This is a genomic window from Bacteroides sp. M10 (assembly GCF_014334015.1).
Classification (GTDB): domain Bacteria; phylum Bacteroidota; class Bacteroidia; order Bacteroidales; family Bacteroidaceae; genus Bacteroides; species Bacteroides intestinigallinarum.
This window is the reverse complement of the sequence record NZ_CP060488.1, coordinates 5,154,995-5,181,904: the sequence shown is the minus strand read 5'-3', so window position 1 is coordinate 5,181,904 and position 26,910 is coordinate 5,154,995. Positions and strand designations below refer to the sequence as shown.

The 26,910-nt window shown below is 40.6% G+C and carries 21 protein-coding genes; 19 read left to right on the top strand and 2 right to left on the bottom strand.

Annotation, left to right across the window (positions count from 1 at the left end):
- The first annotated feature begins 7 nt into the window (after positions 1-7).
- The 9 genes from H8796_RS18985 to H8796_RS18945 all read left to right on the top strand — a co-directional run bounded on the left by H8796_RS18985 (position 8) and on the right by H8796_RS18945 (position 9,101).
- The gene (locus H8796_RS18985) at positions 8-1,414 is read left to right on the top strand and encodes an undecaprenyl-phosphate glucose phosphotransferase (RefSeq protein ID WP_117937608.1); all 1,407 of its coding nucleotides are present in this window, start codon (positions 8-10) and stop codon (positions 1,412-1,414) included.
- A 71-nt stretch (positions 1,415-1,485) separates the two neighbouring features.
- Positions 1,486-2,310, top strand: a complete 825-nt coding sequence (locus H8796_RS18980) for a polysaccharide biosynthesis/export family protein (RefSeq protein ID WP_004325833.1) — start codon at positions 1,486-1,488, stop codon at positions 2,308-2,310.
- Between the two features lie 9 nt (positions 2,311-2,319).
- A complete protein-coding gene (locus H8796_RS18975; RefSeq protein WP_117937610.1) occupies positions 2,320-4,761 on the top strand; it encodes a polysaccharide biosynthesis tyrosine autokinase in 2,442 nt (813 codons plus the stop codon).
- Positions 4,762-5,045: 284 nt separating this feature from the next.
- Positions 5,046-6,620 (top strand): ATP-binding protein, encoded by a 1,575-nt coding sequence (locus H8796_RS18970; RefSeq protein WP_117937612.1) that lies wholly within the window; start codon positions 5,046-5,048, stop codon positions 6,618-6,620.
- A gap of 162 nt (positions 6,621-6,782) precedes the next feature.
- Complete coding sequence (locus H8796_RS18965; RefSeq protein ID WP_004295818.1) at positions 6,783-7,307, top strand: HU family DNA-binding protein; 525 nt, start codon at positions 6,783-6,785, stop codon at positions 7,305-7,307.
- 68 nt (positions 7,308-7,375) lie between these two features.
- Positions 7,376-7,468: a smalltalk protein gene (locus H8796_RS18960; RefSeq protein WP_004295819.1), complete on the top strand. Its 93-nt coding sequence runs from the start codon at positions 7,376-7,378 to the stop codon at positions 7,466-7,468.
- Between the two features lie 181 nt (positions 7,469-7,649).
- Positions 7,650-8,216: a hypothetical protein gene (locus tag H8796_RS18955; protein WP_147340111.1), complete on the top strand. Its 567-nt coding sequence runs from the start codon at positions 7,650-7,652 to the stop codon at positions 8,214-8,216.
- Positions 8,217-8,218: 2 nt separating this feature from the next.
- Complete coding sequence (locus tag H8796_RS18950; RefSeq protein ID WP_117937616.1) at positions 8,219-8,704, top strand: helix-turn-helix domain-containing protein; 486 nt, start codon at positions 8,219-8,221, stop codon at positions 8,702-8,704.
- A complete protein-coding gene (locus tag H8796_RS18945) occupies positions 8,682-9,101 on the top strand; it encodes a hypothetical protein (protein WP_117937618.1) in 420 nt (139 codons plus the stop codon). Before H8796_RS18950 ends, H8796_RS18945 begins: the two co-directional genes overlap by 23 nt.
- 73 nt (positions 9,102-9,174) lie before the next feature.
- On the opposite strand, the gene H8796_RS18940 is transcribed toward H8796_RS18945, so the two are convergent.
- Positions 9,175-10,926: an AAA family ATPase gene (locus H8796_RS18940; protein WP_004318141.1), complete on the bottom strand. Its 1,752-nt coding sequence runs from the start codon at positions 10,924-10,926 to the stop codon at positions 9,175-9,177.
- Between the two features lie 227 nt (positions 10,927-11,153).
- Here H8796_RS18940 and H8796_RS18935 point away from each other — a divergent pair, with 227 nt between their 5' ends.
- The 5 genes from H8796_RS18935 (at position 11,154) to H8796_RS18915 (ending at position 17,210) form a co-directional block, all read left to right on the top strand.
- Positions 11,154-13,478: a transglycosylase domain-containing protein gene (locus tag H8796_RS18935; protein WP_004318142.1), complete on the top strand. Its 2,325-nt coding sequence runs from the start codon at positions 11,154-11,156 to the stop codon at positions 13,476-13,478.
- A 49-nt stretch (positions 13,479-13,527) separates the two neighbouring features.
- On the top strand, positions 13,528-13,914 hold the full coding sequence (locus H8796_RS18930) for a 2-amino-4-hydroxy-6-hydroxymethyldihydropteridine diphosphokinase (RefSeq protein ID WP_004318143.1): 387 nt from the start codon (positions 13,528-13,530) through the stop codon (positions 13,912-13,914).
- Positions 13,915-14,667 (top strand): 3-deoxy-manno-octulosonate cytidylyltransferase, encoded by a 753-nt coding sequence (gene kdsB, locus H8796_RS18925; RefSeq protein WP_117937620.1) that lies wholly within the window; start codon positions 13,915-13,917, stop codon positions 14,665-14,667.
- Between the two features lie 4 nt (positions 14,668-14,671).
- The gene (locus H8796_RS18920; RefSeq protein WP_117937622.1) at positions 14,672-15,955 is read left to right on the top strand and encodes a pitrilysin family protein; all 1,284 of its coding nucleotides are present in this window, start codon (positions 14,672-14,674) and stop codon (positions 15,953-15,955) included.
- Between the two features lie 85 nt (positions 15,956-16,040).
- Complete coding sequence (locus H8796_RS18915) at positions 16,041-17,210, top strand: phosphatidylinositol-4-phosphate 5-kinase (RefSeq protein ID WP_004308900.1); 1,170 nt, start codon at positions 16,041-16,043, stop codon at positions 17,208-17,210.
- 165 nt (positions 17,211-17,375) lie between these two features.
- Here H8796_RS18915 and H8796_RS18910 read toward each other — a convergent pair whose 3' ends face one another.
- Positions 17,376-18,314, bottom strand: a complete 939-nt coding sequence (locus H8796_RS18910) for a ribose-phosphate pyrophosphokinase (RefSeq protein ID WP_004295826.1) — start codon at positions 18,312-18,314, stop codon at positions 17,376-17,378.
- Between the two features lie 153 nt (positions 18,315-18,467).
- On the opposite strand from H8796_RS18910, the gene H8796_RS18905 reads away from it, so the two are divergent.
- The 5 genes from H8796_RS18905 to H8796_RS18885 all read left to right on the top strand — a co-directional run bounded on the left by H8796_RS18905 (position 18,468) and on the right by H8796_RS18885 (position 26,838).
- Positions 18,468-22,787: a DUF5113 domain-containing protein gene (locus tag H8796_RS18905; RefSeq protein ID WP_187343857.1), complete on the top strand. Its 4,320-nt coding sequence runs from the start codon at positions 18,468-18,470 to the stop codon at positions 22,785-22,787.
- A gap of 34 nt (positions 22,788-22,821) precedes the next feature.
- On the top strand, positions 22,822-23,550 hold the full coding sequence (locus H8796_RS18900) for a DUF5932 domain-containing protein (protein WP_117937624.1): 729 nt from the start codon (positions 22,822-22,824) through the stop codon (positions 23,548-23,550).
- A 40-nt stretch (positions 23,551-23,590) separates the two neighbouring features.
- Positions 23,591-25,045 carry an AbgT family transporter gene (locus tag H8796_RS18895; RefSeq protein WP_117937625.1) on the top strand — a complete coding sequence of 485 codons (1,455 nt, stop codon included), beginning with the start codon at positions 23,591-23,593 and terminating at the stop codon, positions 25,043-25,045.
- A 99-nt stretch (positions 25,046-25,144) separates the two neighbouring features.
- Positions 25,145-25,732, top strand: a complete 588-nt coding sequence (locus H8796_RS18890; RefSeq protein WP_117937627.1) for an RNA polymerase sigma-70 factor — start codon at positions 25,145-25,147, stop codon at positions 25,730-25,732.
- Positions 25,733-25,809: 77 nt separating this feature from the next.
- Complete coding sequence (locus H8796_RS18885; RefSeq protein WP_117937629.1) at positions 25,810-26,838, top strand: FecR domain-containing protein; 1,029 nt, start codon at positions 25,810-25,812, stop codon at positions 26,836-26,838.
- The last annotated feature ends 72 nt before the right edge of the window (positions 26,839-26,910 follow it).

Here is a 26,910-nt window from a genome sequence, read left to right as displayed (position 1 = left end):
TGAATTTATGCAGGAAATCCAACGTTTTAACAAAGTCCTAAAGTCTTTGGTCCTTTTGGGGGATCTTATTTTGCTGAACCTGCTTTTATGGGGATTTAATTTTTTTCTGGGTACCCGTTTCTGGTGTATTCATTGCGGTTCTATCTTTCAGGGTATGACTCTTATCACTCTATGCTATTTACTTTGTAACATGCATTCAGGTGTTATTCTTCATCGTCCTTTGGTGCGTCCTGAACAGATCATGATCCGTGTTTTACGTAACATGGTTCCTTTTGTCTTTTTATCGGTTTGTACGTTGCTTGTTTTTCATTTTCATTTTTCTCATTCCCGATATTTCGGACTGTTTTATGTTGCACTGATAATTGTCATTATTAGCTACCGCTTAATTTCCCGTCACTTACTGGAGATTTATCGAAAAAAGGGCGGAAATGTTCGCAAGGTAGTATTAGTTGGGAGTCATGAGAATATGCAGGAACTTTATCATGCGATGACGGATGATCCTACGTCCGGTTATCGTGTACTGGGGTATTTCGAGGATTTTCCTTCGGATCGGTATCCGCAGGATGTTCCATATTTGGGACAACCCAATGAAGTAAGTGTTTTTTTAGAAAAACATGCGGGAAAGATCAACCAGCTTTATTGTAGCCTTCCTTCTGTGCGCAGTGCGGAGATTGTTCCCATCATAAATTACTGTGAAAACCATCTGGTTCGTTTTTTTAGTGTTCCTAATGTCCGTAACTATTTGAAACGTAGGATGCATTTTGAATTATTGGGTAATGTTCCTGTACTTTCCATCCGTTGTGAACCATTGGAATCATTGGAGAACCGTATTATCAAGCGTGCTTTTGATATTGTCTGCTCGGGTTTATTTCTTATTACGGTTTTTCCGTTCGTTTATATATTCTTCGGAATTGCAATAAAACTAAGTTCTCCCGGTCCTGTCTTTTTCAAACAAAAGCGCAGTGGTGAAGATGGTCGTGAATTCTGGTGTTACAAATTCCGCTCGATGAAGGTTAATGCGCAGTGTGATACTCTTCAGGCTACGGAAAACGATCCTCGTAAAACACGTATCGGAGAAATAATGAGAAAGACTAGTGTGGACGAATTACCGCAATTCATTAATGTGTTGAAGGGTGATATGTCTATTGTCGGTCCCCGTCCTCATATGTTGAAGCATACGGAGGAATATTCCAATCTAATAAATAAGTTTATGGTTCGTCACTTTGTAAAACCTGGAATAACTGGATGGGCGCAGGTGACGGGTTATCGTGGTGAGACGAAAGAGCTCTGGCAGATGGAGGGGCGTGTGCAGCGTGATATCTGGTATATAGAACATTGGACGTTTTTATTGGATTTATATATCATGTATAAGACGGTGTATAATGCTATACGTGGTGAAAAAGAAGCATATTAGAAAATTAAAGATTAAAAATTAAAAGGTAGGCGCGCTTGCCTTAAAACTTAGGAATTAAAGGGCGTTTAATTATGAATTTACGAATTATGATGAGAAGACTTAACAAAAGAAATTTGTGGCTACTGTTGTTGCCATTCCTATTGACTGCCTGTCAGTCTTATAAAAAGGTTCCATATTTCCAAAATGTGGAAGTTGTGAACGAGGCAGAACAACAGGAAAAACTGTATGATGCCAAGATCATGCCCAAGGATTTGTTGACTATTGTGGTATCGTGTACTAATCCTGAACTTGCGATACCTTTTAACCTGACAGTTGCCAGCAATGCCGGAATAGCTGTGAGTACTTCGTCTTATGTGACTACTCAACCTGTATTACAACCTTATTTGGTAGATAATGAAGGAAACATAAATTTTCCGGTGTTAGGAGAATTGAAGTTAGGAGGCTTAACGAAAAGGGAAGCGGAACAGCTGATTATAGATAAACTGAAGCCTTACATGAAGGAGACTCCCATTGTAACGGTGCGTATGGTAAATTATAAAATATCTGTTATCGGCGAAGTTACCCGTCCCGGTACTTTCACTATTTCTAATGAGAAAGTGAATCTGTTGGAGGCATTGGCCATGGCTGGTGATATGACGGTCTACGGTCTTCGTGATAATGTAAAGTTGATTCGTGAAGACGCAAACGGTAAACAGCAAATTGTAACCTTGGATTTGAATAAGGCCGAAACCATTCTTTCGCCTTACTATTGGTTACAGCAGAATGATATTGTCTATGTGACCCCCAATAAAGCAAAGGCTCGAAATTCGGATGTGGGCAACAGTACCAGTCTTTGGTTCTCTGCTACTTCTATTTTGGTATCTATTGTCAGCCTATTAGTAAATATATTAAAATAATGATTTGCAATGAAAGAAACAGATTTCAACGAAGCACAAGAATCTAAGGAAGAAAATATAGACGTCAAGGAACTGCTTTTTAAGTATTTGATCCACTGGCCTTGGTTTGTGGGTACGGTTGTAGTGTGTTTGATTGCGGCATGGGTCTATCTTTATATGTCCACTCCCGTATATAATATTTCCGCTACGGTTCTAATAAAGGATGATAAGAAAGGTGGTAGTGCCGGAATGCTTTCCGGGTTGGAGAGTCTGGGATTGGATGGCATGGTCTCTTCTTCGCAGAATATTGATAATGAGATTGAAGTTCTCCGTTCCAAGACTATCGTCAAAGAGGTGGTTGAAGATTTGGGGCTTTATATTTCCTATACGGATGAAGATGAATTCCCTTCCAGAAACATGTATAAGACTTCACCAGTACAAGTGAGCCTGACTCCGCAGGAAGCTGATTTGTTGGAGGAGCCGATGATTGTGGAGATGGCATTGCAACCACAGGGAAGTATGGATGTGAATGTGAAGATAGGCGATGATGAATATCAGAAGCATTTCGAAAAGTTGCCGGCAGTTTTTCCCACCGAACGGGGAACATTGGCCTTCTTTCTGACACCGGATTCTGTATTGTCTTCTAAAAGAACATTGGAAGAAACTACGGATTCGGAAAAGACTACACGCAATATAACAGCAACAATAAATAAGCCTTTGGCTGTAGCGAAAGCGTATTGCAAGAATATGACTATTGAGCCCACTTCCAAAACTACTTCTGTAGCTGTCATATCATTGAAAAACTCAAATGTACAACGAGGCAAGGATTTTATCAATAAGTTATTGGAGATGTATAATATCAATACGAATAATGATAAGAATGAAGTGGCGCAGAAAACAGCAGAATTTATCAATGAACGTATTAGTATTATCTCCAAAGAACTGGGTAGTACGGAAAAGGATCTGGAGAGTTTCAAACGTGGGGCAGGTATTACGGATTTGACCAGTGATGCTCAGATAGCTTTAACTGGTAGTGCTGAATATGAAAAGAAGCGTGTGGAGAATCAAACCCAGATTAATTTGCTGCAGGATTTGCAGAAATATATGCAAAATGAAGGTTATGAGGTTCTACCTAGTAATATCGGATTGCAGGATTTGAATCTTGCTGCTGCTATCAACCGTTATAATGATGTTCTTGTTGAGAGGAAACGTTTATTACGTACATCAACAGAGAATAATCCTACCATTATAAATCTGGATACCAGCATTAGTGCAATGAAAGAGAATGTACAAGTCTCTTTAGACAGAGTGTTACGTGGATTATTTATCACGAAGGCGGATTTGGATCGTGAGGCGAACCGTTATTCCCGTCGCATTAGTGAGGCACCTGGTCAAGAGCGTGAGTTTGTGAGTATTGCTCGCCAACAGGAGATAAAGGCCGGACTTTATTTGATGTTGCTTCAGAAGCGTGAGGAGAATGCTATAACTCTGGCTGCTACAGCCAACAATGCAAAGATTATAGATGACGCGATAGCAGATGATGCTCCTGTATCTCCTAAACGTAAAATGATTTACCTGATTGCTTTAGTGTTAGGAGTCGGAATTCCGGTGGGGGTTATTTATCTGCTCGAATTGACTAAATTCAAGATTGAAGGTCGTTCTGATGTAGAAAAACTTACCAGTGTACCTATTGTTGGTGATATCCCATTGACTGATGAAAAGCAGGGTGCTATTGCTGTATTTGAGAATCAAAATAATCTGATGAGTGAAACCTTCCGTAATATCCGAACGAATCTTCAGTTTATGCTTGAAAATGACAAGAAGGTGATTCTGGTTACTTCTACGGTTAGTGGTGAGGGCAAATCTTTCATTTCTGCCAACCTTGCTATCAGTCTTTCTTTATTGGGGAAGAAAGTAGTAATCGTGGGTCTTGATATTCGTAAACCGGGTTTGAATAAGGTATTTAATATTCCGAGAAAAGAAGTTGGTATAACTCAATATTTAGCCAATCCGGAAAAGAGTTTGATGGATTTGGTACAGCTTTCCGATGTTAGTAAGAATCTCTATATTCTTCCTGGTGGAACAGTTCCTCCTAATCCGACCGAATTACTGGCTCGTGATGGATTGGATAAAGCTATTGAAACGCTCAAGAAGAATTTTGATTATGTGATTCTGGATACAGCTCCTGTTGGTATGGTAACTGATACCTTATTGATAGGGCGTGTGGCTGATTTATCTGTTTATGTCTGCCGTGCAGACTATACTCATAAAAATGAGTATACTTTGATCAACGAACTTGCTGAAAAAGATAAATTACCTAGCCTGTGTACTGTAATCAATGGTTTGGATCTGAAGAAAAGAAAGTACGGTTATTATTACGGTTATGGCAAATATGGCAAGTATTATGGCTATGGTAAGCGATATGGCTACGGTTATGGATATGGAGAACAATCTCATACCGAGGAAGACTAAAGTCATTAATGGCTGATATTTTTTAAGTTAATAATGTCATAGAGTACTTTTAATACTTTACAAGAAAGTGAGATGGAACATGTAGGTCCCTAACTTCATGCTACACACATGAAGCCCCTACATTTTGTGGTCAGGAAATATACAGCGGTGTATTCCTGATCAACGCCCTCATGTCGGTGTAAATCCGATGTGATTTCTATTATATCAACTGTCTGTGAAGATAGTTGATATTTTTTTTGTAAAGCAATGACTGATGGATAATTTTTAGTAGCTTTGTGAAAAATATGATTGATATGGAAGATTTGCAAAGATTATATCCTATCGGGATTCAGACATTCTCGAAGATACGGGAGGGGAATTACCTCTATATTGATAAAACAGCATATGTTTATCGGATGACTCATTCGGCTTCCAGTTATATGTTCTTGAGCCGTCCACGACGTTTTGGGAAATCATTACTTACTTCTACGCTGCATAGCTATTTTTCCGGACGCAAGGACCTGTTTCACGGATTGGCTATGGAGAAACTGGAGAAAGAGTGGACGGAATATCCGGTACTTCACTTCGATATGAGTACCGCCAAGCATGCGGATAGTGAACAGTTGCTCCAAGAGTTAAATCTGAAATTGTATGGCTATGAGCAGAATTATGGACGGCTGGATGAGGAGGTTAATCCCAATCAACGTTTGATGGGATTGATAAAACGTGCTTATGAGCAAACCGGCAAGAAAGTGGTCGTGCTTATTGATGAATATGATGCTCCTCTACTGGATGTAGTGCACGAACGGGAAAACCTGGATGTATTGCGTAATATCATGCGTAACTTTTACAGCCCTTTGAAAGCTTGTGATCCTTATTTGCGATATGTATTTCTGACCGGTATTACCAAATTCTCCCAACTTAGTATTTTCAGCGAACTGAATAATATTGAGAATATCAGTATGGATGAGCCATACGCTGCTATCTGTGGAATTAGTGAGGATGAAATACGTTCTCAAATGGAAGAGGACGTGGACAGATTGGCGAAGAATTTGGAGGTTACACTGGAAGAAGCCTTGATGAAACTGAAAGAAAATTATGATGGGTATCACTTTACTTATCCGTCACCTGATATATATAATCCTTTTAGTTTGCTTACAGCTATGGAAAAGGGTAAGATTGGCTCATATTGGTTTGGTAGCGGTACGCCTACGTATCTAATAAAGATGTTGGATAAGTTTGGTGTGAAACCTTCTGAAATAGGACGTAAACAACTAAAGTCTTCTGCTTTCGACGCTCCTACTGAAACGATGACTGATGCAGTGCCTTTATTATACCAAAGTGGTTATATCACTATTAAGGATTATAATAAGATGCTAGATCTTTATACGCTGGATATTCCCAATAAAGAAGTAAGACTGGGACTTATGGAGAGCCTTCTTCCTCATTATGTAGATAACAAGACACCTGAAGCAACTACCATGGTGGCATATCTTTTTTATGATATTCAGAATGGTGATATGGATGCTGCTTTACACCGTTTGCAGGAATTTCTGTCTACGATTCCTTACTGTGACAATACAAAGTTCGAAGGACACTATCAGCAGGTATTTTATATCATATTCAGTTTGTTGGGATATTACGTGGATGTGGAGGTTCGTACTCCTCGTGGACGGGTAGATATAGTACTTCGTACGAAGACTACATTGTATGTGATGGAACTGAAATTGGATAAAAGTGCGGGTGAAGCGATGGAGCAAATTGATTTGAAGAATTATCCGGAACGCTTTGCTTTATGTGGATTGCCTGTCGTAAAGGTGGCTGTCTGTTTTGATAGCGAACGGTGTACGATTGGGGACTGGGAGATTATAGGATGCTGATTATGTTGTTGATTTATAGTTTATTATATACTTAGGTAAATGAAAATAGCTCCGCAAGGAGCTTTTTTCTTTTCTATCCGGAATAAAAGTTTCACCTTTGCATTGTTGATCAACAAAACGTGAATAAATAAACTTGAATTTAAATCTTTAAAAAAACGTAGTATGAGTGTAATTTACAAAGTCATTACGCGGCCAACAGATCCGCGTGTTCCCAATTCTCCTAAGAGATATTATCCGCATCTGATCACTTTAGGTCAGTCCGTCAACCTGAAATATATTGCACAGAAAATGCAGGATCGTTCTTCGCTGTCTATCGGTGACATCAAGAGTGTAATCCAGAATTTTGTGGAAAAAATGAAGGAGCAGTTGTTGGAAGGTAAGTCTGTGAATATCGAAGGTTTGGGTGTGTTTATGTTGACTGCCCGTTCAAAAGGTGCGGAGTTGGCGAAGGATATTAATGCTAAGAGTGTGGATAGTGTTCGTATCTTTTTCCAAGCTAATAAAGAGTTGCGTGTCACCAAAACTGCTACCCGTGCAGATGAGAAGTTAGATCTGATCAGTCTGGATGAATATCTGAAGAAAATTAGCGTTACTGTATCTCCGGAAGATCCCGAGAAACCGGATGAAGGCGAAGGTGGCGGAGATGAAGGTGGCGGTAGCGGAGAGGCACCGGATCCCGCAGCTTAATGTCTTGTTGATTAATAGCTGACGGTTAGAGTGTTCATTTAGTGTTTAATTTAAAAAGAGAAATGTCTATGAAAAAAACGTGGAGTATTATTTTGAAAGTGATTATTGCTGTTGCCGGTGCGATTGCCGGAGTGGTAGGTGTGCAGGCAGCAACCTTGTAATTGATTATCTTATAAATAGGTATATTTATGAATGAATAACAGGCGGGAAAAATCCCACCTGTTTTTTTAGTGTTTATCGATAAATGAGTGCTTGTAAATTTGCCATATAATACTTTCTATTGTTCGAATGATTTTTCTATTTCGTTTTTTATTGTTATATTTGCTCGTTATAAAAAATAAAATGATGAGCAATCCAATTATATGTAATGTTTATCCTGATATTCTATATTCATTTCTTAGTAAGAATGGAAGAACTGAATGGGAATATGCTTATGATAAATTAACGGATTTAGTTTTTCTGGAAGATTTTTTTTCAAATCAGGAAAATGAAAGAGATTTGCTTTATGGATTCTATAAAGGGAAAGTTGATAATATAACTGATGCTATAATCTTGACGCAAGAAATGACCGAAACCTTTTTTCAATTGGTTTTGGATTGTTGTGAGAATGGAGGTGATATCAATTGTTTATTTAAGAATCTGAATAAATTCGATTATAAAGTTGAATCAATGATATCTACTCGTATGCAAAATGATGAAGATATTTGCGATTGGTTAAGGCTATATGGACTTCGGATAGGTACGACTATTATCTCTATTACAGGTGGTACTATCAAGTTGACACGTGAGATGAGAGATAGGGAGCATACTCGGCAGGAGTTGGATAAACTTGGTAATTATAAGATTATTTTAAATGGATATTCTGTGTATGATGAGGAGTCTCTAAAGGAGTATATAAACACAATATAATTATGGAAAAAATAGATAACGAGATATATAACAGCTACAATTGGATCAAGAAAGTACGTTATGATCAATCAGAAAAGGCATGGAGAAAGTATGCGTCTAAATTTTCTATAGCAGTGATGCGTATTCTCCGTCTTGATAAAATAAATCAAAAGGATTTGGTTGAGAAAGCTAATTTGGATGAGAAACAATTGGCTGAAATATTGAAAGGGAAAGTAAATCTTGATTTAAAGACGATGATTGCTATTCAGGATGCTTTAGGTGAAGAAATTATTTCTATAAAAAATATAGATCTTGCTAGAAGATACCAACATTGTAAAGTAATGATAACTTCTGATTTAGTCCTTGATGCTTCTTCTCAATGGAATATAATTAATTCGGAAAAAGAAGTACAACAATTAGCATACGAAGATTATAGCATTAAGTTTGAGACATTGGATTTGAAAGAAAAGAAAGGAGATAACTATTATGAATTCAAGTATAACTTTTAAATATAGGATAAGTAAAGTTGAAACATTGGGTTTCAATATAAATACAGATGTATACCAAAGTGGAACTCCTGTAAAGATGAAAATCTCTTTTAAAAACAGATATATAGAGGAGTCACATTTAGTATGTGTAGAATGTATTTTTCAAATATCAAATGTAGATTTTGAGAATTCATTTTTAAAAGTTGCGCTAATGGTTACTTATGAAATACATCAGGACGATGTGAAGCAAATAGTAACGGGCGAAAAGGATAAAGTTATAATAAATCCAAGCGTGCTTAAAAAATTGCAACAAATATCGTATGATACTTTAAGGGGGGTATTACATGTGAAGACAGAAGGTACATCATTTAATAGTTTTTATCTTCCAAGTTGGGATATACCTCTTCCAAACGGATAAACTATAATGCAGGCAACAACTTTATAAGTGATTATCTTATATCTGGTGTTTGTGTTTAGATATAATAAGAGAGCTACACTTCTTCACATACTCTCATTTCCATTCCTTTATATACTACAACAATCTTATGCAACTGTGTGGTGCCAATAGCATTTTTTACTGTATCTGTATCAGCATAACGGTTGGTTTGAGCGATTCCTTCTAATCGTAATTCATCCACACGATTTTCCGGATCTTTGTATTTAGCATATTTCAACTCGATTATGTAACTGTGTTTCATATCCGGATAAATATCTAATAATGGAGATAAGAAGATGTCAGCATATCCTTCTTGTGTATCTGCTTCCGAAATAGGGCGGTAGAACCGGTTTTGTGCAGTCATGGCTAATGTGAAACCATGTACGAAAAATTCTCCCTTTTGCTTGTCGCGTTGGGAGGCATAGCGTTTCAGACAATCGGCTATATAGTCAAAATAAGCTTTCCAGGTACCTCGATAAGCAAGCGAGCTGGATAATTCATTTTTCTCATAATTACTGAAGCTTAAGTTGGCTTCATTGTAAGTGTTCAACAAATAGGTGTAAAGTTGTTCGCGCACTACCTGATTGGGAATGGTGAGTTTGCACTTTCCTTCATGTGCGCCACTAATAGTAAGCATGCCAAAATAATAGAGTAGGCTTATGAAATTGTCTGGATCAATAATACTGGCGGCTGGAAATCCTTTTTTCACTTCTCCAGTGATGTATCCTTGGCTTACTAAGGTCTGTATGATGGATGCATCGTGCGCAAACTCTTTATCTTTACGAATGAGCATACGCAATTTTTCGTAGTCAATACGGATGTTGTCTTCTACCATATCTTTCGGTATTTCACCGTTATATTCGATATAATTTTTGACGAAATAAAGCACCATATTGGAATTGTACATCGTAGTTTTACCATAGCATTCCTGTGCAAAACAGTAATTGTCATACCATGGTTTCATGATTTCTATCAACTCATTGATGGTATGATTGAAATGCCCTGTATTAGAATAATAAGTTAACATTTCGCGAACCTCACTTTCTGTGAATCCCATCATTTCGTTGAATCTTGGTGACAGTGAGTAGTTAGTACCGATATTGAAGCCGCTGGTCAAGTCATCCATTGTCACGGGACTGACACCGGTGATAAAACAACGTTTAATGCTGGAGTCTGTGCCGGATTTTATTTTATTGAAGAAAGCACGTAAATAACCTTCTTTGTGTGTCTCATCAGTGTAACGGTTTAAGCTGTCGACATCAGAGAGTATTGTATTGGTGAAATGGTCGTATTCATCAATGAAGAGATAAATCTTTTGATTTACACGGGCGCACTCCGTAAACAGATATTCGAATTGGCTGACGGCCCCGTCCTTTTCGTCCATTTTTTCTTTGATTCCTTCAGGTAAATAGTCAGCATAAACATCACAGAAATAGTCAAATACGATTCTGCAATGTTCGTCCAGACCTTTGCGGTAGCTGTGTAAATCTCCACTTATTCCCGAGAAATTTAATTTTATTACCAGATAGCTATTACGATCCTTTGTGGGATGCTTTCCAATATAAAGATCGCCAAACAAAGCGTCAAACTTATCTTTGGCACGTACATCATAATAATGTTGAAGCATATTCAAAGTCAGACTTTTTCCGAATCGGCGTGGGCGGATAAAAAAGAAAAAACGATCTGATTGCTCTATCAAGGGGATGAAAGAGGTCTTATCCACGTAATAATAATTGTCCAAACGGATGTCCTCGAAGTTCATCATACCATAAGGTAATAACTTCCTGTCTGATGATACGTATTTCATAATTAATGTCTTTTATATGAATGCACTTTGAATAAGTGTATACAAAGATACTTTCTTTCCGCTATTTTCCCAAACAAACGTTCTTTCTTTTTGTTTCGTGCTATTTGTTAGGAGTATCGCTCTATATTTTAACAAAATAGAAATTATAATCAAACTCGTTGGCTGAATAGCGGATTTTATCTACCTTTGCATCTTAATTAAATGCGTCATTTTAAGCGAGAAAAAACATGATTCGAAAAATAATAAAAGCTCTTTGGATATTCTTGGCAGTCATAGTATTGGCTATTGTTATAGTCTTTGTCTCCATTTCAAAGGGCTGGATTGGCTATATGCCTCCTGTAGAGGAACTCGAGAACCCGAGCTATAAATTTGCAACGGAGATTTTTTCTGAAGATGAGAAAGTGCTTGGTACATGGTCTTACAGCAAGGAAAACCGGGTGTACACGGCATACAAGGATTTGTCACCCAGTATTATCAATGCTCTTATTGCAACGGAAGACGTTCGTTTTGTCGAGCATTCCGGGATTGATGCCAAAGCATTGTTCCGTGCGTTTGTGAAACGTGGTTTGATGTTTCAGAAAAATGCAGGTGGGGGTAGTACCTTGTCGCAACAGTTAGCTAAACAGTTGTTTACGGAAAATGTGGCGAGAAATACACTTCAGCGTCTTTTCCAAAAACCGATTGAATGGGTGATTGCGGTGAAACTTGAACGTTACTACACCAAAGAGGAAATATTGAGTATGTATCTCAATAAATTTGATTTTCTGAATAATGCTGTTGGTATCAAAACTGCTGCATATACCTATTTTGGCTGTGAACCGAAGGACTTGAAGATTGAAGAAGCAGCTACATTGGTGGGTATGTGTAAGAATCCGTCTCTCTACAATCCGGTTCGTTTCAACGAACGTTCACGTGGTCGTCGTAATGTGGTGCTCGAGCAGATGCGTAAAGCCGGATATATCACAGATGCAGAATGTGATTCATTGCAGGCTCTTCCGTTGAAACTGACTTATAACCGTGTTGACCACAAAGAGGGATTGGCTACTTATTTCCGTGAATATCTCCGCGGCGTCATGACAGCACCGAAACCGGTAAGAAGTGATTATCGTGGTTGGCAAATGCAGAAATTCTACGAAGATTCTATCGCTTGGGAAACTAACCCGTTATATGGCTGGTGTGCGAAAAACAAGAAGAAAGACGGTACAAATTATAACATCTATACAGATGGATTGAAGATTTATACAACTATCAATTCACGTATGCAGCAGTATGCCGAAGATGCTGTAAAAGAGCATTTGGGTGATTATCTGCAACCTGTATTCTTCAAGGAAAAAGAGGGAAGTAAGAATGCCCCGTATGCAAGATCACTACCGGAAAAACGAGTGGAAGAGTTGTTGACGAAAGCAATGAAACAAACGGAACGTTATCGCCTCATGAAAGAGGCGGGAGCTTCGGAACAACAGATTCGTAAGGCGTTCGATACGCCGGAAGAAATGACTGTCTTTTCCTGGAAGGGTGATAAAGATACGATTATGACACCGATGGATTCCATCCGCTACTACAAATCTTTCTTGCGGACAGGATTTATGTCAATGGATCCGGCAAACGGACACGTGAAAGCTTATGTGGGCGGACCGAATTATGTATACTTCCAGTATGATATGGCGATGGTGGGACGTCGTCAGGTAGGTTCTACTATTAAACCGTATTTATATACATTGGCAATGGAGAACGGATTTTCTCCTTGCGATCAGGCACGCCACGTAGAGCAGACTTTGATTGATGAGAATGGAACTCCCTGGACACCACGTAATGCAAATGATAAGCGTTATGGAGAAATGGTAACTCTGAAATGGGGATTGGCAAACTCCGATAACTGGATTTCTGCATACCTGATGGGTAAGCTGAATCCGTATGATTTGGTACGCTTGATCCATAGTTTCGGTGTACGCAATAAAGCAATTGATCCAGTGGTTTCACTTTGTCTGGGACCTTGTGAAATTTCTGTCGGTGAAATGGTCAGCGCATACACGGCTTTTGCCAATAAAGGAATCCGGGTGGCTCCATTGTTCGTTACCCGTATTGAGGATAGTGATGGCAATGTCATTTCTACTTTTGCGCCGCAAATGGAAGAAGTGATAAGCGCGTCGAGCACTTACAAAATGTTGGTTATGCTGCGTGCCGTTATTAATGAAGGAACGGGTGGACGTGTTCGTCGATATGGAATTACCGCCGATATGGGTGGAAAAACAGGAACGACCAATGATAACTCCGATGCCTGGTTTATGGGATTCACTCCTTCACTGGTATCCGGTTGTTGGGTAGGAGGTGACGAACGTGATATTCACTTCGGTAGAATGACCTATGGACAGGGTGCTGCTGCAGCTTTGCCTATCTGGGCGATGTATATGAAGAAAGTGTATGACGATCCGACTTTGGGATATGACCAGCAGGAGAGATTCAAACTCCCTGAAGGGTTTGACCCGTGTGCCGGTTCGGAAACTCCTGATGGCGAAGTGGAAGAAAGAGGACTGGACGATCTGTTTAATTAAGTATTAAGTATAGTGCTATTTAATACTTAATACCTAATACTTAATTTTAATGCACAAGTATATTGTTTGCATAGGGAGTAATTACAATAGGAAAGAGAACCTGACTTTTGCCAGACAGAAGTTGACTGAATCGTTCTCTTCTATATGTTTTGCTCCCGAACTGGAAACTAAACCTTTGTTTTTTAAGAATCCGGCTCTGTTTTCCAACCAAGTGGTTCTGTTCTATTCCGATAAGGATGAAGAGACGGTGAGGAAAATGCTGAAAGATATAGAACAGAGGTCCGGACGTCGTTCGGAGGATAAGAAAGAGGAAAAAGTATGTCTGGATATTGACATGCTTTTATATGATAACAAAATATTAAAACCGGAGGATTGGCAAAGGGGATATATACAACAGTCATTATCTGCTTTCCATTCTTCATTATTTATTAAGTAGATGAAATTTCTTGGAATTATACCTGCCCGCTATGCATCCACTCGTTTTCCTGCGAAACCGTTGGCTATGTTGGGCGGAAAAACAGTCATACAACGCGTATACGAACAAGTGGCAGGCGTTTTGGATGACGCTTATGTAGCTACGGATGATGAACGTATTGAAGCTGCTGTTAAGGCGTTCGGGGGAAAGGTTGTGATGACTTCCGTTCACCACAAAAGTGGTACGGATCGTTGTTATGAAGCCTGTACCAAGATTGGAGGTGAGTTTGACGTCGTAGTGAATATACAAGGAGATGAGCCTTTTATTCAGCCTTCACAACTGGATGCGGTAAAGGCTTGTTTTGAAGATGTAACCACGCAGATTGCTACGTTGGTGAAGCCTTTTACTGCCGATGAACCGTTTGCTGTACTGGAAAACGTGAATTCACCGAAAGTGGTAGTCAACAAGAACTGGAACGCACTTTATTTCAGCCGTTCTATCATTCCTTATCAGCGTAATGCCGAGAAACAGGACTGGTTGAAGGGACATACCTACTACAAGCACATCGGATTGTATGCTTATCGTACAGAGGTGCTGAAAGAGATTACCATGCTTCCACAGTCTTCTTTGGAGTTGGCCGAATCTTTGGAGCAGCTTCGCTGGCTGGAGAACGGATACAAAATAAAGGTCGGTATCAGTGAAGTGGAAACTATTGGAATTGATACCCCACAAGACTTGGAACGGGCAGAAGAATTTTTGAAGAATAGAATCTAATCTTATGGATCGTACGATACAACCTGAAATACAAACCCTGAAAAATTTTCGTATACTTCCTCCCGTTCGAATGACGTTGCCAAACGGTATTCCGTTGACTGTTATTAATGCGGGTGAACAGGAAGTAGTACGCATAGATGTGCTTTTTGCCGGGGGACGCTGGCAGCAATCGCAGAAACTGCAAGCTCTGTTTACGAACCGGATGCTGCGCGAAGGCACGAAAAAATATACGGCTGCCACCATTGCCGAAAAACTGGATTACTACGGCTCATGGCTCGAATTGTCCAGCTCGTCGGAATATGCATATATCACTGTTTATTCGTTGAATAAGTATTTGGCGAAAACATTGGAGGTGGTGGAATCCATGATTAAAGAACCGCTTTTCCCGGAGAAGGAATTGCATACCATTCTCGATACCAATATCCAACAATACCAGGTCAATGCTTCCAAAGTTGATTTTTTGGCACACCGCAGTCTGTTGCAGTCGCTTTACGGCGAACAGCATCCATGTGGTAAAATAGTGGTGGAGGAAGATTATCATGCCATCACTCCGGAAGTGCTCCGTGAATTTTATGAACGGTATTATCATTCGGGTAATTGCTCTATTTTTTTGTCCGGTAAGGTGACGGAGGATATTATCAGCCGGGTGACAGATACATTCGGCACTTCTTTCGGCCAGCATCAGCAGCAGGTGTCGAGATTAAGTTTTCCTTTTAGTGCTGTTCCCGGAAAGAGAATTTTTACAGAGCGTGAAGATGCCATGCAGAGTGCTGTGAAGATGGGATATACGACTATTACTCGTAATCATCCTGATTATTTGAAACTTCGGGTATTGATGACTTTATTCGGAGGTTATTTCGGTAGTCGGCTGATGTCTAATATTCGTGAAGAGAAGGGATATACTTATGGTATTTCAGCAGGAATCATGTTTTATCCGGATAGCGGACTATTGGCTATCTCGACAGAAACGGATAATGAATATGTGGAACCGTTGATACAGGAAGTGTATCATGAAATAGACCGCCTGCATCAGGAACCTGTGTCAGCCGAAGAATTGACTATTGTACGCAACTATATGTTGGGAGAAATGTGCCGTAGTTATGAGTCGCCTTTCTCACTTTCGGATGCGTGGATCTTCATTGCTACTTCCGGTCTGGATGATGACTACTTTTCACGTTCTCTGCTGGCTGTGAATGAGGTTACTCCGATGGAAATACAAGATTTGGCACAGCGCTATTTGTGCAAAGAGACATTAAAAGAGGTCATTGCAGGTAAAAAGTTGTCATAATTTGCTTTCCGAAAGTGGGCTGTTTGGGATAGAAATTGTATCTTTGTCCAAATTGTAATTCTAAAATGAGTAACGACTAAAACCAATGAGGAAATATCTATATACTACACTTTTGCTGGCTCTTCTTGCACAAGAGGGAGTGATGGCACAAGAAAATGAAGGAAAAAAAGGCGGATTTTTCGGAAAAATTAAAGATACATTCTCCACTGAAATAAAGATTGGCAACTATACTTTTAAGGATGGCAGTGTTTATACGGGAGAAATGAAAGGACGAAAACCGAATGGAAAAGGAAAAACAGTCTTTAAAAACGGTGATGTCTTTGAAGGAGAATATGTGAAGGGGAAACGTGAAGGATATGGAATTTATATGTTTCCCGATGGAGAAAAATACGAAGGACAGTGGTTTCAGGACCAGCAGCACGGAAAAGGTATCTATTATTTTATGAATAATAACCGTTACGACGGTATGTGGTATCAGGATTATCAGCATGGTGAAGGAACAATGTATTATCATAACGGGGATTTGTATGTAGGTAAATGGGTGAATGATAAGCGTGAAGGCGAAGGTACATACACTTGGGCGAATGGAGCCAAATATACCGGTCACTGGAAAAATGATAAGAAGAACGGCAAAGGTATCATGAACTGGGACGATGGCTGTAAGTATGAAGGAGATTGGAAAGATGATGTCCGTCACGGAAAAGGGGTATTTGAATATACCAATGGAGATAAATACGATGGTGACTGGGCGGATGATATTCAACACGGAAGAGGTACTTACTACTTTCACACGGGCGATCGTTATGAAGGTTCTTATCTCTTAGGTGAACGCACCGGTGAAGGAGTTTATTATCATGCTAACGGCGACAAGTATGTAGGTAATTTCAAAAATGGCATGCAAGACGGAAAAGGTACTTTTACCTGGGCGAATGGTGCTGTGTACGAAGGAAGCTGGAAAAACAATAAACGTGATGGCAGAGGAGTCTATAAATGGAGCAATGGCGATGTTTATGACGGTGATTGGAAAGACAACCGTCCCAATGGACAGGGTACTCTAAAAACCGTTGCTGGAATGCAATATAAAGGTGGCTTTGTTGACGGATTGGAAGATGGACAGGGCGTACAAATTGATAAAGATGGTAATCGCTTTGACGGATTTTTCAAACAAGGAAAGAAAAATGGTCCTTTTGTAGAAACAGATAAAGATGGAAAGGTGATTAAAAAAGGAACCTATAAATTCGGAAGACTTCAATAGATGATAGGTGATAGATGATAAATGATAGTGGGCTGCGCATTGCGTGGCCTCTTTTTTATGGTACAAAGAAAAATGGATAATAACCAAAAGCGGTCATTATCCATTTTATAATTTCCTGTTGAAAGTAACTTCAACTATCAATTATCATTTGTCACCTATCATCTATTAAATGATGTATTGTGAACTGATAGATTCGTTATTCATTACTCGTTTGATTGTTTCTGCAAACATATCAGCAATGCTTAACTGTTTTACTTTCGGGCATTTCTTTGCGTAAGGGATGCTGTCGGTAAATACCATTTCGGTTAGGGCAGACTCTTGTACACGGAAAGAAGCCGGATCAGACATTACGCAGTGGCTGGCGATGGCGCGTACAGATTTGGCACCGGCATCCAGCATGATGTTGGCTGCTTTGGTGATTGTTCCTGCTGTGTCAACGATATCGTCGATCAATACGACGTTTTTACCTTCTACGTCACCGATGATTTGCATAGATGCTACTTCATTGGCTTTTTCACGTGATTTGTTACAGAGTACCAATGGTACACCGAGGTATTTGGAGAAAGTGCTGGCACGTTTTGAACCTCCTACGTCCGGTGTAGCAATAACCAGATTTTCCAGTTGCAATGACTGGATGTAAGGGAGGAATACAGCTGATGCGTACAGGTGATCTACCGGGATATTGAAGAATCCCTGAATCTGGTCTGCATGCAAGTCCATCGTAATCAGGCGGTCGATACCTGCAACAGACAGCAGGTCGGCTACCAACTTAGCGCCGATAGATACACGGGGTTTGTCTTTTCTATCCTGACGTGCCCATCCGAAATAGGGGACTACAGCTACAACGCTCTTTGCAGACGCGCGTTTTGCAGCATCGATCATCAGGAGAAGTTCCATTAAGTTGTCTGAGTTAGGGAAAGTGGATTGAACCAGGAATACGTGTGCGCCACGAATTGACTCCTCATATGAAACTGCAAATTCGCCATCGGCAAAATGGGTAATGTTCATATTTCCCAGAGGACAATCCAGGCTTGCGCAGATTTTTTCTGCAAGATATCTCGAGTTCGTTCCCGAGAATACCATAAAGGGTGCTTTTTCGCTCATTTTGTAATAGATGTTACCTATTTGTTAATTTGCCTGCAAAGGTAGGAATTTCTCTTATTATTTAGAAGGACTTATTGTATAAAAAATATTTTTCTCTCCAACTTATCGGAAATATTTGTAGATTTGCTTTCTGAAAACAGTTAATAGTCAAAAATGAGTTCACGCTTTCCTTTATATATAATAGGTATAGTGTTGTTTGCCTCTTTTTTTTCGTGCACTGATATGGTGCCGACCAAAGAGGTGCGCCTGATTGATTCATTAAACGGGAAAGCGTATGCTTATCGTTATCGAAGCCTGGATTCTTCTTATAAATATGCCAATGAAGCCTATCGGCAGGTGAATTTCTACAAGTCGGGGAAAGCGGAAGCATCCAACAACCTGGGGTTCTGTGCTTTTATGGCTATGGACTTTGACCGGGCGGAAGCGCTGCATAAGGAAGTATATAAACTGACTAAAAATGAACTCGAACTGTTGATTGCCGACATCGGACTGATGAAAATCTGTCAGCGAACGGCTATGAACAAAGAATTTTATGATTATCGTAATAGTGCGCTCAAGCGCATGAAACGTATTCGTGAAGAGAGTGATTTGTTTGCCGACCGTCACGAGGCGCTACGCCTGGATTATGCATTCACCGAATTTTTTATTGTTTCTTCTATTTATTACTACTATCTGCAGCAACGGCAGGAGGCCATCACATCTCTCAACCGGATTCCGGAAGATGAAGCTTTGACAGATACTAATCAGTTGCTTTATTATCATTATATTAAAGGTTCGGCTTCGTTGGTGGAAGCAACCAAGCCGGAAGACCGGAAAATGCGTGAGTTCGACCAACTCTATATTACCTGGCGGACGGCTGTTCAGACTAATCATCCTTATTTCGAAGGAAATGGTCTGCAAGGATTGGCTAATCTGATGGTTTCACCCAATAATTTCGAACTTTTCCGGACGAGAAGGGGATATGCGCTGGATCAGTTTGGGTTTCCTGTAGATTCGCTTTTGCCTTTGCGAATGGCACAGCGTGCGCTTGAAAAATTTCGTGAGTACAATGATTTGTATCAGATTGCCGGTGCGTATGTGTCTATCGGTAAATATATGAATGAGCACGGACGTTATACGGAGGCATTGGATACGCTTGCAAAAGCGTTGGATTGTGTGAATCAACATCACATGCTCTATTATCACCATGCGGCGGATACATTGGATAAACTACATGTTTTTGTGGAGGGAGATACGACTTATACCGGGGTTCCATGGATCATGCAGGAAGATGTGAGAACGGTACCTGAATGGATCTCAAGGATTCGGGAGCAATTGAGTGTGTCGTATGCGGGGCTCGGGATGAAGTATGCTTCTGATTACAACCGGAATATATATTTGGATATTTTAAATTATACCCGTCAGGATAAGGAGTTGGAGAGCCGCTATCTTTCATTGGAAGCCGATTCACGACAAATGACGCTTGTACTTTCTTTGGTTATTGTCGGACTTGTATTGGTGGTTATTCTTTGGTGGTTTTTCAATAAACGGTCTAAAATAAGGAATCAGGTAGACGTGGAGCGTCTGCAACGGATTCTGACTCTTTGCCGGGATATAACTTCGTCCATTCCGATGAATGTTCCATTAATTCAACAAGGTATCGATCAACTATTTGGGAAAGGACGTCTTCAACTGGAAATTCCGGAGGAAGGAAAAGCGGCACTGGTTCCTCTGCATCGGTTGAACCGTGATGAAAAAGCATTGGTGCATGTGCTTGAACCGTATATTGTTTGGGCTGCGGACAATGAGCAGATGGTGGAAGCGTTGAGTGACGAGCGGATGCAGTTGGAAAAGCAACGGTATGTTTACGAACAACATATTGCGGGAAATAAACGTCAGAATCTTATAAAGAAGGCTTGTCTGGCCATTGTCAATGGTATTAATCCTTATATCGACCGTATCTTGAACGAGGTGCATAAGTTGACGGAGCGGGGGTATATTGATAATGCGAAGATTAAGAAAGAGAAGTATCAATACATTGATGAGCTGGTAACTACGATTAATGAGTACAACGATATTCTGGCTCTTTGGATTAAGATGAAGCAAGGAACGCTTAGCCTGAATATTGAAACTTTCAGTCTCAATGAACTGTTTGAGTTGCTAGGCAAGGGAAGACGTGCTTTTGAAATGAAAAATCAGAAGTTGGAAATTGAACCGACTACGGTTATGGTGAAGGCCGACCGGGCACTAACTTTGTTTATGATTAATACGCTGGCGGAAAATGCCCGTAAATATACTCCGGAAGGAGGAACAATTAAAGTGTATGCCCGTACTACGGAGGATGCTTATGTCGAGATCTCTGTGGAGGATAACGGAAGAGGTATTTCCGAAGAGGATGTGGCGCATATCATTGGTGAGAAGGTGTATGATTCCCGTGTGATCGGAATGAAGAATGCAGCCGATCCGGAAGTGTTGAAAGAAAACAAAGGTAGTGGTTTCGGATTGATGAATTGTAAGGGAATCATTGAGAAGTATAAGAAAACGAATGATTTATTCCGGAGATGTGTCTTTGATGTGGAGAGTGAGCTGGGGAAGGGAAGCCGTTTCTATTTTCGTTTGCCTTCGGGAGTGCGTAAAGCGATGGGGGTATTGTTGCTTTGCTTGTTGCTTCCGTTGGGGATGGTTTCTTGTCTGCATGATCCGATTCCTCCCATGTTGCAGGATGGCGATTCGATTGTAGTAGTTACGGATTCTGCGTATGAGGATTTGCTGGATGTAGCATCGGATTATGCAAATGCTGCCTATTTTGCTAATGTGGATGAAAATTATGAGTTGGCTTTGCAATATATAGATTCTGCGATGCTTTTTCTGAATGAGCATTATGAAAAATATGCGCGTCCGGATCGCCCACATCGGTATATGAAGCTGGTAGGTGAGGGAACGCCTGCTGAAATCAGTTGGTGGAACGAACTGTTTGATTCGGATTATCATGTAATTTTGGATATCAGGAATGAGGCGTCAGTTGCTTTTCTGGCTTTGAAACAGTTGGATGCATATAGTTATAATAATTCGGCATTTACGGATTTGTATAAGTTGCAGGGAGAGGATCAAACTCTCGAAGCATATTGCCGGCAGTTGGAGCGTTCGAATACCAATAAGACGGTAGGAATTATTTTATGCTTTGTTTTATTGATTGTTTCGTTGGTCGGATATTATTTTCTGTACATGAGAAAACGTTTGCAGAATCGTTTGAATCTCGAACAGGTACTTGAGATTAACCAGAAGGTGTTTGCTGCATCTTTGGTGAGACCGCAGGAACAGGAAAATGCAGAGGCACTTCAACGGGAAGAGAGTACGCTTAAAGAAATTCCGCAGCGGATTGTGGATGAAGCATTCGGTTCTGTTAATGAATTACTGACGATTGATCGGATGGGAATTGCCGTTTATAATGAAACGACACACCGGCTGGAATATGCTTCTCGTCCCGGACAGGAAATGCCGGAAATGGTAGAGCAGTGTTTTAGTTCCGGGAAATATCTTTCCGAACAGCATCTTCAGGCAATTCCGCTGATGGTGGAAGCAGGGGGCGAGCATCAATGTGTCGGTGTGCTTTATCTGGAGCGCAGAGAAGGAACGGAACAGGAGACGGATCGACTGCTTTTTGAACTGGTAGCTCGTTATGTGGCTATTGTTGTGTTTAACGCAGTGGTGAAATTGGCTACAAAATACCGGGATATCGAGTCGGCACACGAAGAAACACGCCGGGCTTCCTGGGAAGACAGCATGTTGCATGTTCAGAATATGGTGCTTGACAACTGTCTGTCGACGATTAAACATGAGACGATTTATTATCCGAATAAGATCAAACAGATTGTAGGGCGGTTGAATGCGCAGAATCTTTCGGAAACGGAGGAGCGTGAAGCGGTGGAGACTATGACGGAATTGATTGAATACTATAAGGGAATCTTTACGATTTTGAGTTCGTGTGCTTCCCGTCAATTGGAGGAGGTCACTTTCCGGCGTACGGTGATTCCGGTACAGGAACTTTTGGATGCTGCCGGAAAATATTTCAAGAAGTTGATGAAGAATCGGCCGGAGAGGATAGAATTGGAAATAGAGCCGATGGAGGCGAAGGTGATAGGAGACGTGAATCAGTTGCGTTTTCTATTGGAGAATTTGATTGATGAAGCATTGACTGTGCGTGAAGATGGAGTGATACGTCTGCAAGCGCGCAAGGATAATGAATATATTCGTTTCCTCTTTACGGATACGAGACGTGAGAAGAGTGTGGAAGAGTTGAATCAACTATTTTATCCGAATCTGGCACGTATGACTTCCGGTGAAAAAGGGGAGTTGAGGGGAACGGAATATCTGGTATGTAAGCAGATTATCCGCGACCACGACGAATTTGCGGGGCGCAGGGGATGTCGTATCAATGCCGAGCCGGCTGAAGGCGGCGGGTTTACGGTTTATTTCACTATTCCGCGCCGATAAAAGGAAAACACATAAAAGTTATTAGATAAGGAACATGGAAGAACAGAAGTTTAAAGTTATTATTGTAGAGGATGTAAAACTGGAGTTGAAAGGAACAGAAGAAATATTCCGTCATGAAATACCGAATGCAGAAGTGATCGGCACGGCAATGACGGAAAGTGAGTTTTGGCCGTTGATGGAGGCCCAGCTTCCCGATCTGGTATTGTTGGACTTAGGACTAGGAGGTTCTACGACCATTGGCGTTGATATTTGCAAGAATATATTCAAACGTTACAAAGGAGTTCGGGTATTGATCTTCACGGGTGAGATTCTGAACGAAAAGTTGTGGGTGGACGTATTGAATGCCGGTGCCGATGGAATCATCCTCAAAACGGGTGAGCTACTGACGAAAACAGATGTACAGGCTGTGATGGATGGAAAGAAATTGGTATTTAACTATCCGATTCTGGAAAAGATTGTAGATCGTTTCAAAAAATCGGTAGCCAATGATGCCAAGCGTCGGGAGGCTGTCATCAGTTATGATATTGATGAATACGATGAACGTTTTCTCCGTCATCTGGCTTTGGGTTATACGAAAGAGATGATTGCCAATCTGAAAGGAATGCCTTTTGGTGTGAAATCATTGGAGAAACGGCAGAATGATCTTATCGGACGTCTTTTTCCGAATGGTGAACGGGTGGGAGTGAATGCTACCCGGTTGGCAGTACGTGCATTGGAATTGCGTATTATTGATCTGGATAATCTGGAGCCTGACGAAGAGTAAATTAAGTATTAACGGTAGCTTCTTGCTTAGTCGGAAAATGATGAAGAATAAATGGCGCATGCCCCATCCCGCTACGATGTTCCTTCTGCTGACAATGGCAGTGGTCTTTCTTTCATGGATATGCGATATCTATGGATTGAAAGTGACATTGCCGCAGACAGGTGAGGATATCCGTGTACAAAGCCTGTTGAGCCCGGAAGGAATCCGCTGGTGGTTGCGGAATGCTATTAAGAACTTTACAGGTTTTGCTCCATTGGGCATGGTGATTATTGCTATGTTCGGATTGGGAGTGGCACAACATTCCGGTTTTATTGATGCTTGTATCCGCATGGGGGTGGGAAACCGGCAGGAAAAGAGGAAGATCATCTTGTGGGTGATTGTGCTTGGCTTGTTGTCGAATGCCATTGGTGATGGTGGATATATCATTTTATTGCCTATTGCTGCTATGCTGTTTCAATGGGTGGGGCTTCATCCGATTGCAGGGATTGTTACGGCTTATGTTTCCGTTGCGTGCGGGTATAGTGCTAATATTGTATTGAGTACGATGGACCCGTTGTTGGCGCATACCACGCAAGAGGCTGCACTGGCACAAACGGGTTATCAGGGGAATACGGAACCTCTTTGCAATTACTTTTTTATGAGTGCTTCAACGGTGGCCATTACGGCTATTGTGTATTGGATTACTCAAAAATGGCTTCTTCCTACGTTAGGTAAGTATGAAGGCAGTATGAAGGTGGTGGCTTACCATCCTCTGTCTCGTAAAGAACGGCGTGCCATTATGATTTCCATTGTTGTGGCAGCTACCTATGTGGCTCTTATCTTGTGGCTTACTTTTTCTTCTTATGGAATTTTGCGGGGTGTGAATGGTGGTTTGATGCATTCGCCTTTTATTGCCGGTATTTTGTTTTTGCTTTCTTTGGGAGCAGGTATTACGGGAATGGCTTATGGATTCAGTTCCGGACGGTATCGCACTGACAATGATGTAATTGAAGGACTTACGCAGCCAATGAAGCTTCTTGGGGTGTATTTCGTTATCGCTTTCTTCGCTGCGCAGATGTTTGCCTGTTTTGAATATTCTCATCTGGACAAATGTTTGGCTATCATGGGTGCTGATCTGCTTTCTTCGTTTGAACCGGCTCCTTTGTCTGCTCTTGTCCTGTTTATTCTGTTTACGGCATTGATAAATCTGATTATGGTATCTGCTACCTCCAAATGGGCTTTTATGTCTTTTATCTTTATTCCTATGTTTGCACAGATGGGAATTGCTCCGGATATAGCACAATGTGCTTTTCGTATCGGAGATAGCTCGACGAATGCCATTACTCCTTTCTTATTCTATATGCCTCTGGTGCTTACCTATATGCGGCAGTATGATAAGCAGATTACGTATGGCTCATTGCTGAAATATACTTGGAGATATTCATTAGGCATCCTGGTTGTCTGGACATTGCTGTTTATTGTTTGGTATTTGTTGAAAATACCGATGGGATTGTAGGGCTAAGGAATGATTGCCGGGCTCCGGTTTATCTGATTGGAATTTTGTTTTTCTGAATTAATCGCTATATTTGCACCGTTCCTTAAAGAAAGACAACGAATGAATCTACCAGAAATCTCTGAAAATCTAATTGAACAGTTAAATTACGGTAATACAAAAGCATTTGATAAAATCTATCATACCTACTACCTTTATTTGTGTGCGATAGCTGTTTATTATGTGCATGACAAGAGGGTGGCAGGGGAGATTGTGAATGATGTCTTTGTTGCTTTCTGGCAGAATCGCCATCACATCACTTATCCGGCTCTTCCGTATTTGCGGCGTGCCATTCAAAATGCAAGTATCAGTTATCTGCGCTCTTCTTATTTCAACGAAAAACAGATGACGGAACAGATGGAAGAAATCTGGGCTTTTCTCGAAAATCATATTCTTTCTTCCGATAATCCTTTGCAGGCATTGGAGCATAGCGAAATGAATACCATCATCATGAAGAAGGTGGAGGAATTGCCTGCCAAATGCCGTGCCATATTTAAAGCAAGTTTGTATGAGGGTAAGACATACAGTGAAATTGCCGAGGAGCAGAATATTAATGTGACCACTGTAAGAGTACAGATGAAAATAGCATTGACTAAACTGCGCGAATCACTGGGTACTCCTTATATGATAGCTATTTTGATGTTTCTCTAAAAAAAATCACTTTTCTTTTAAACGTTTCTTTTTTTATTGCGTATCTAGTTATATACACCCATAGAAAAAGTACGTTTATGAATGACTCTTATCATATAGAAGAATTGGAAATCCGGATAAGCAACTATCTGTCCGGTAACTGCACCGAAGAAGAGAAAGAAGCTCTGTTCGCTTCTCTGGCTTCCAATGAAGATGCTGCTAAAATTTTCCGGGAGATGTCCGCAGTATGGGCTGTTTCTTCTGTGCCTGCATTTGCCAAAGTAGAGGATGCTAATTTATCACAGATAAAAGAAAAAATAGCCGCTGCTGAGATGAAACCTGTCCGTTCGCGGAAGATAGTTCCTGTGTGGCTGAAGGTAGCTGCTGCAATTATTTTGTTGTTGGGCTGCAATTACTTCTGGTACACTTATACTGAAAATCTTACGGAAGTATATACGAATGCGGATTCTCCTTATGAAATTAAAGTGCCAGCCGGTTCGCGGACGAATATTGTGCTTCCGGATGGAACAGAGGTTTCATTGAATGCGGGTTCTGTGTTACGTTATTGCCGTGGGTTCGGTATTCGTGAACGTGATGTTATGCTTGATGGTGAAGGATATTTCAAGGTGGCGAAAAATGAGAAGATTCCTTTCTTTGTAAATACGAATGGTGTACAGGTAAAGGTGGTAGGGACTGTTTTTAATGTACGCGCTTATGATGACGATAATTATGTAATGGTATCTTTGTTGGAAGGTCGTGTCAATTTAGCCACTTTGTCCGGTTCGGTAATGAAACTATTCCCTAGCGAACAGGCTTTTTACGATAAGAATACGGGGCGCATGGAGAAAATGAAATCAAATGCTAGTTCTGCCTGTGACTGGTTGGATGGTGGCCTGACATTTGAGGATGCTCCGTTTGCCGACATCGCACACCGTCTGGAGCGCAAATTCCAGGTGAAGATTAGTTTAGAGAGTGAACGTCTGAAGGCGGAACGCTTTTCCGGATGTTTCGATAGTAATCAAAGTATCAATGATATATTGGGAGAAATCAACGTTGAGAAGCAATATACATGGAAAGTTAGTGGAGACACTATCTTTATAACTGACAAGAAAAAGGAGGTAAAATAAGAAAAAGTAAAGTATGATTGGGAACTTAGTCGATAGATATATCGGCGGTTCAGCGTTGTATAGAAAGATATT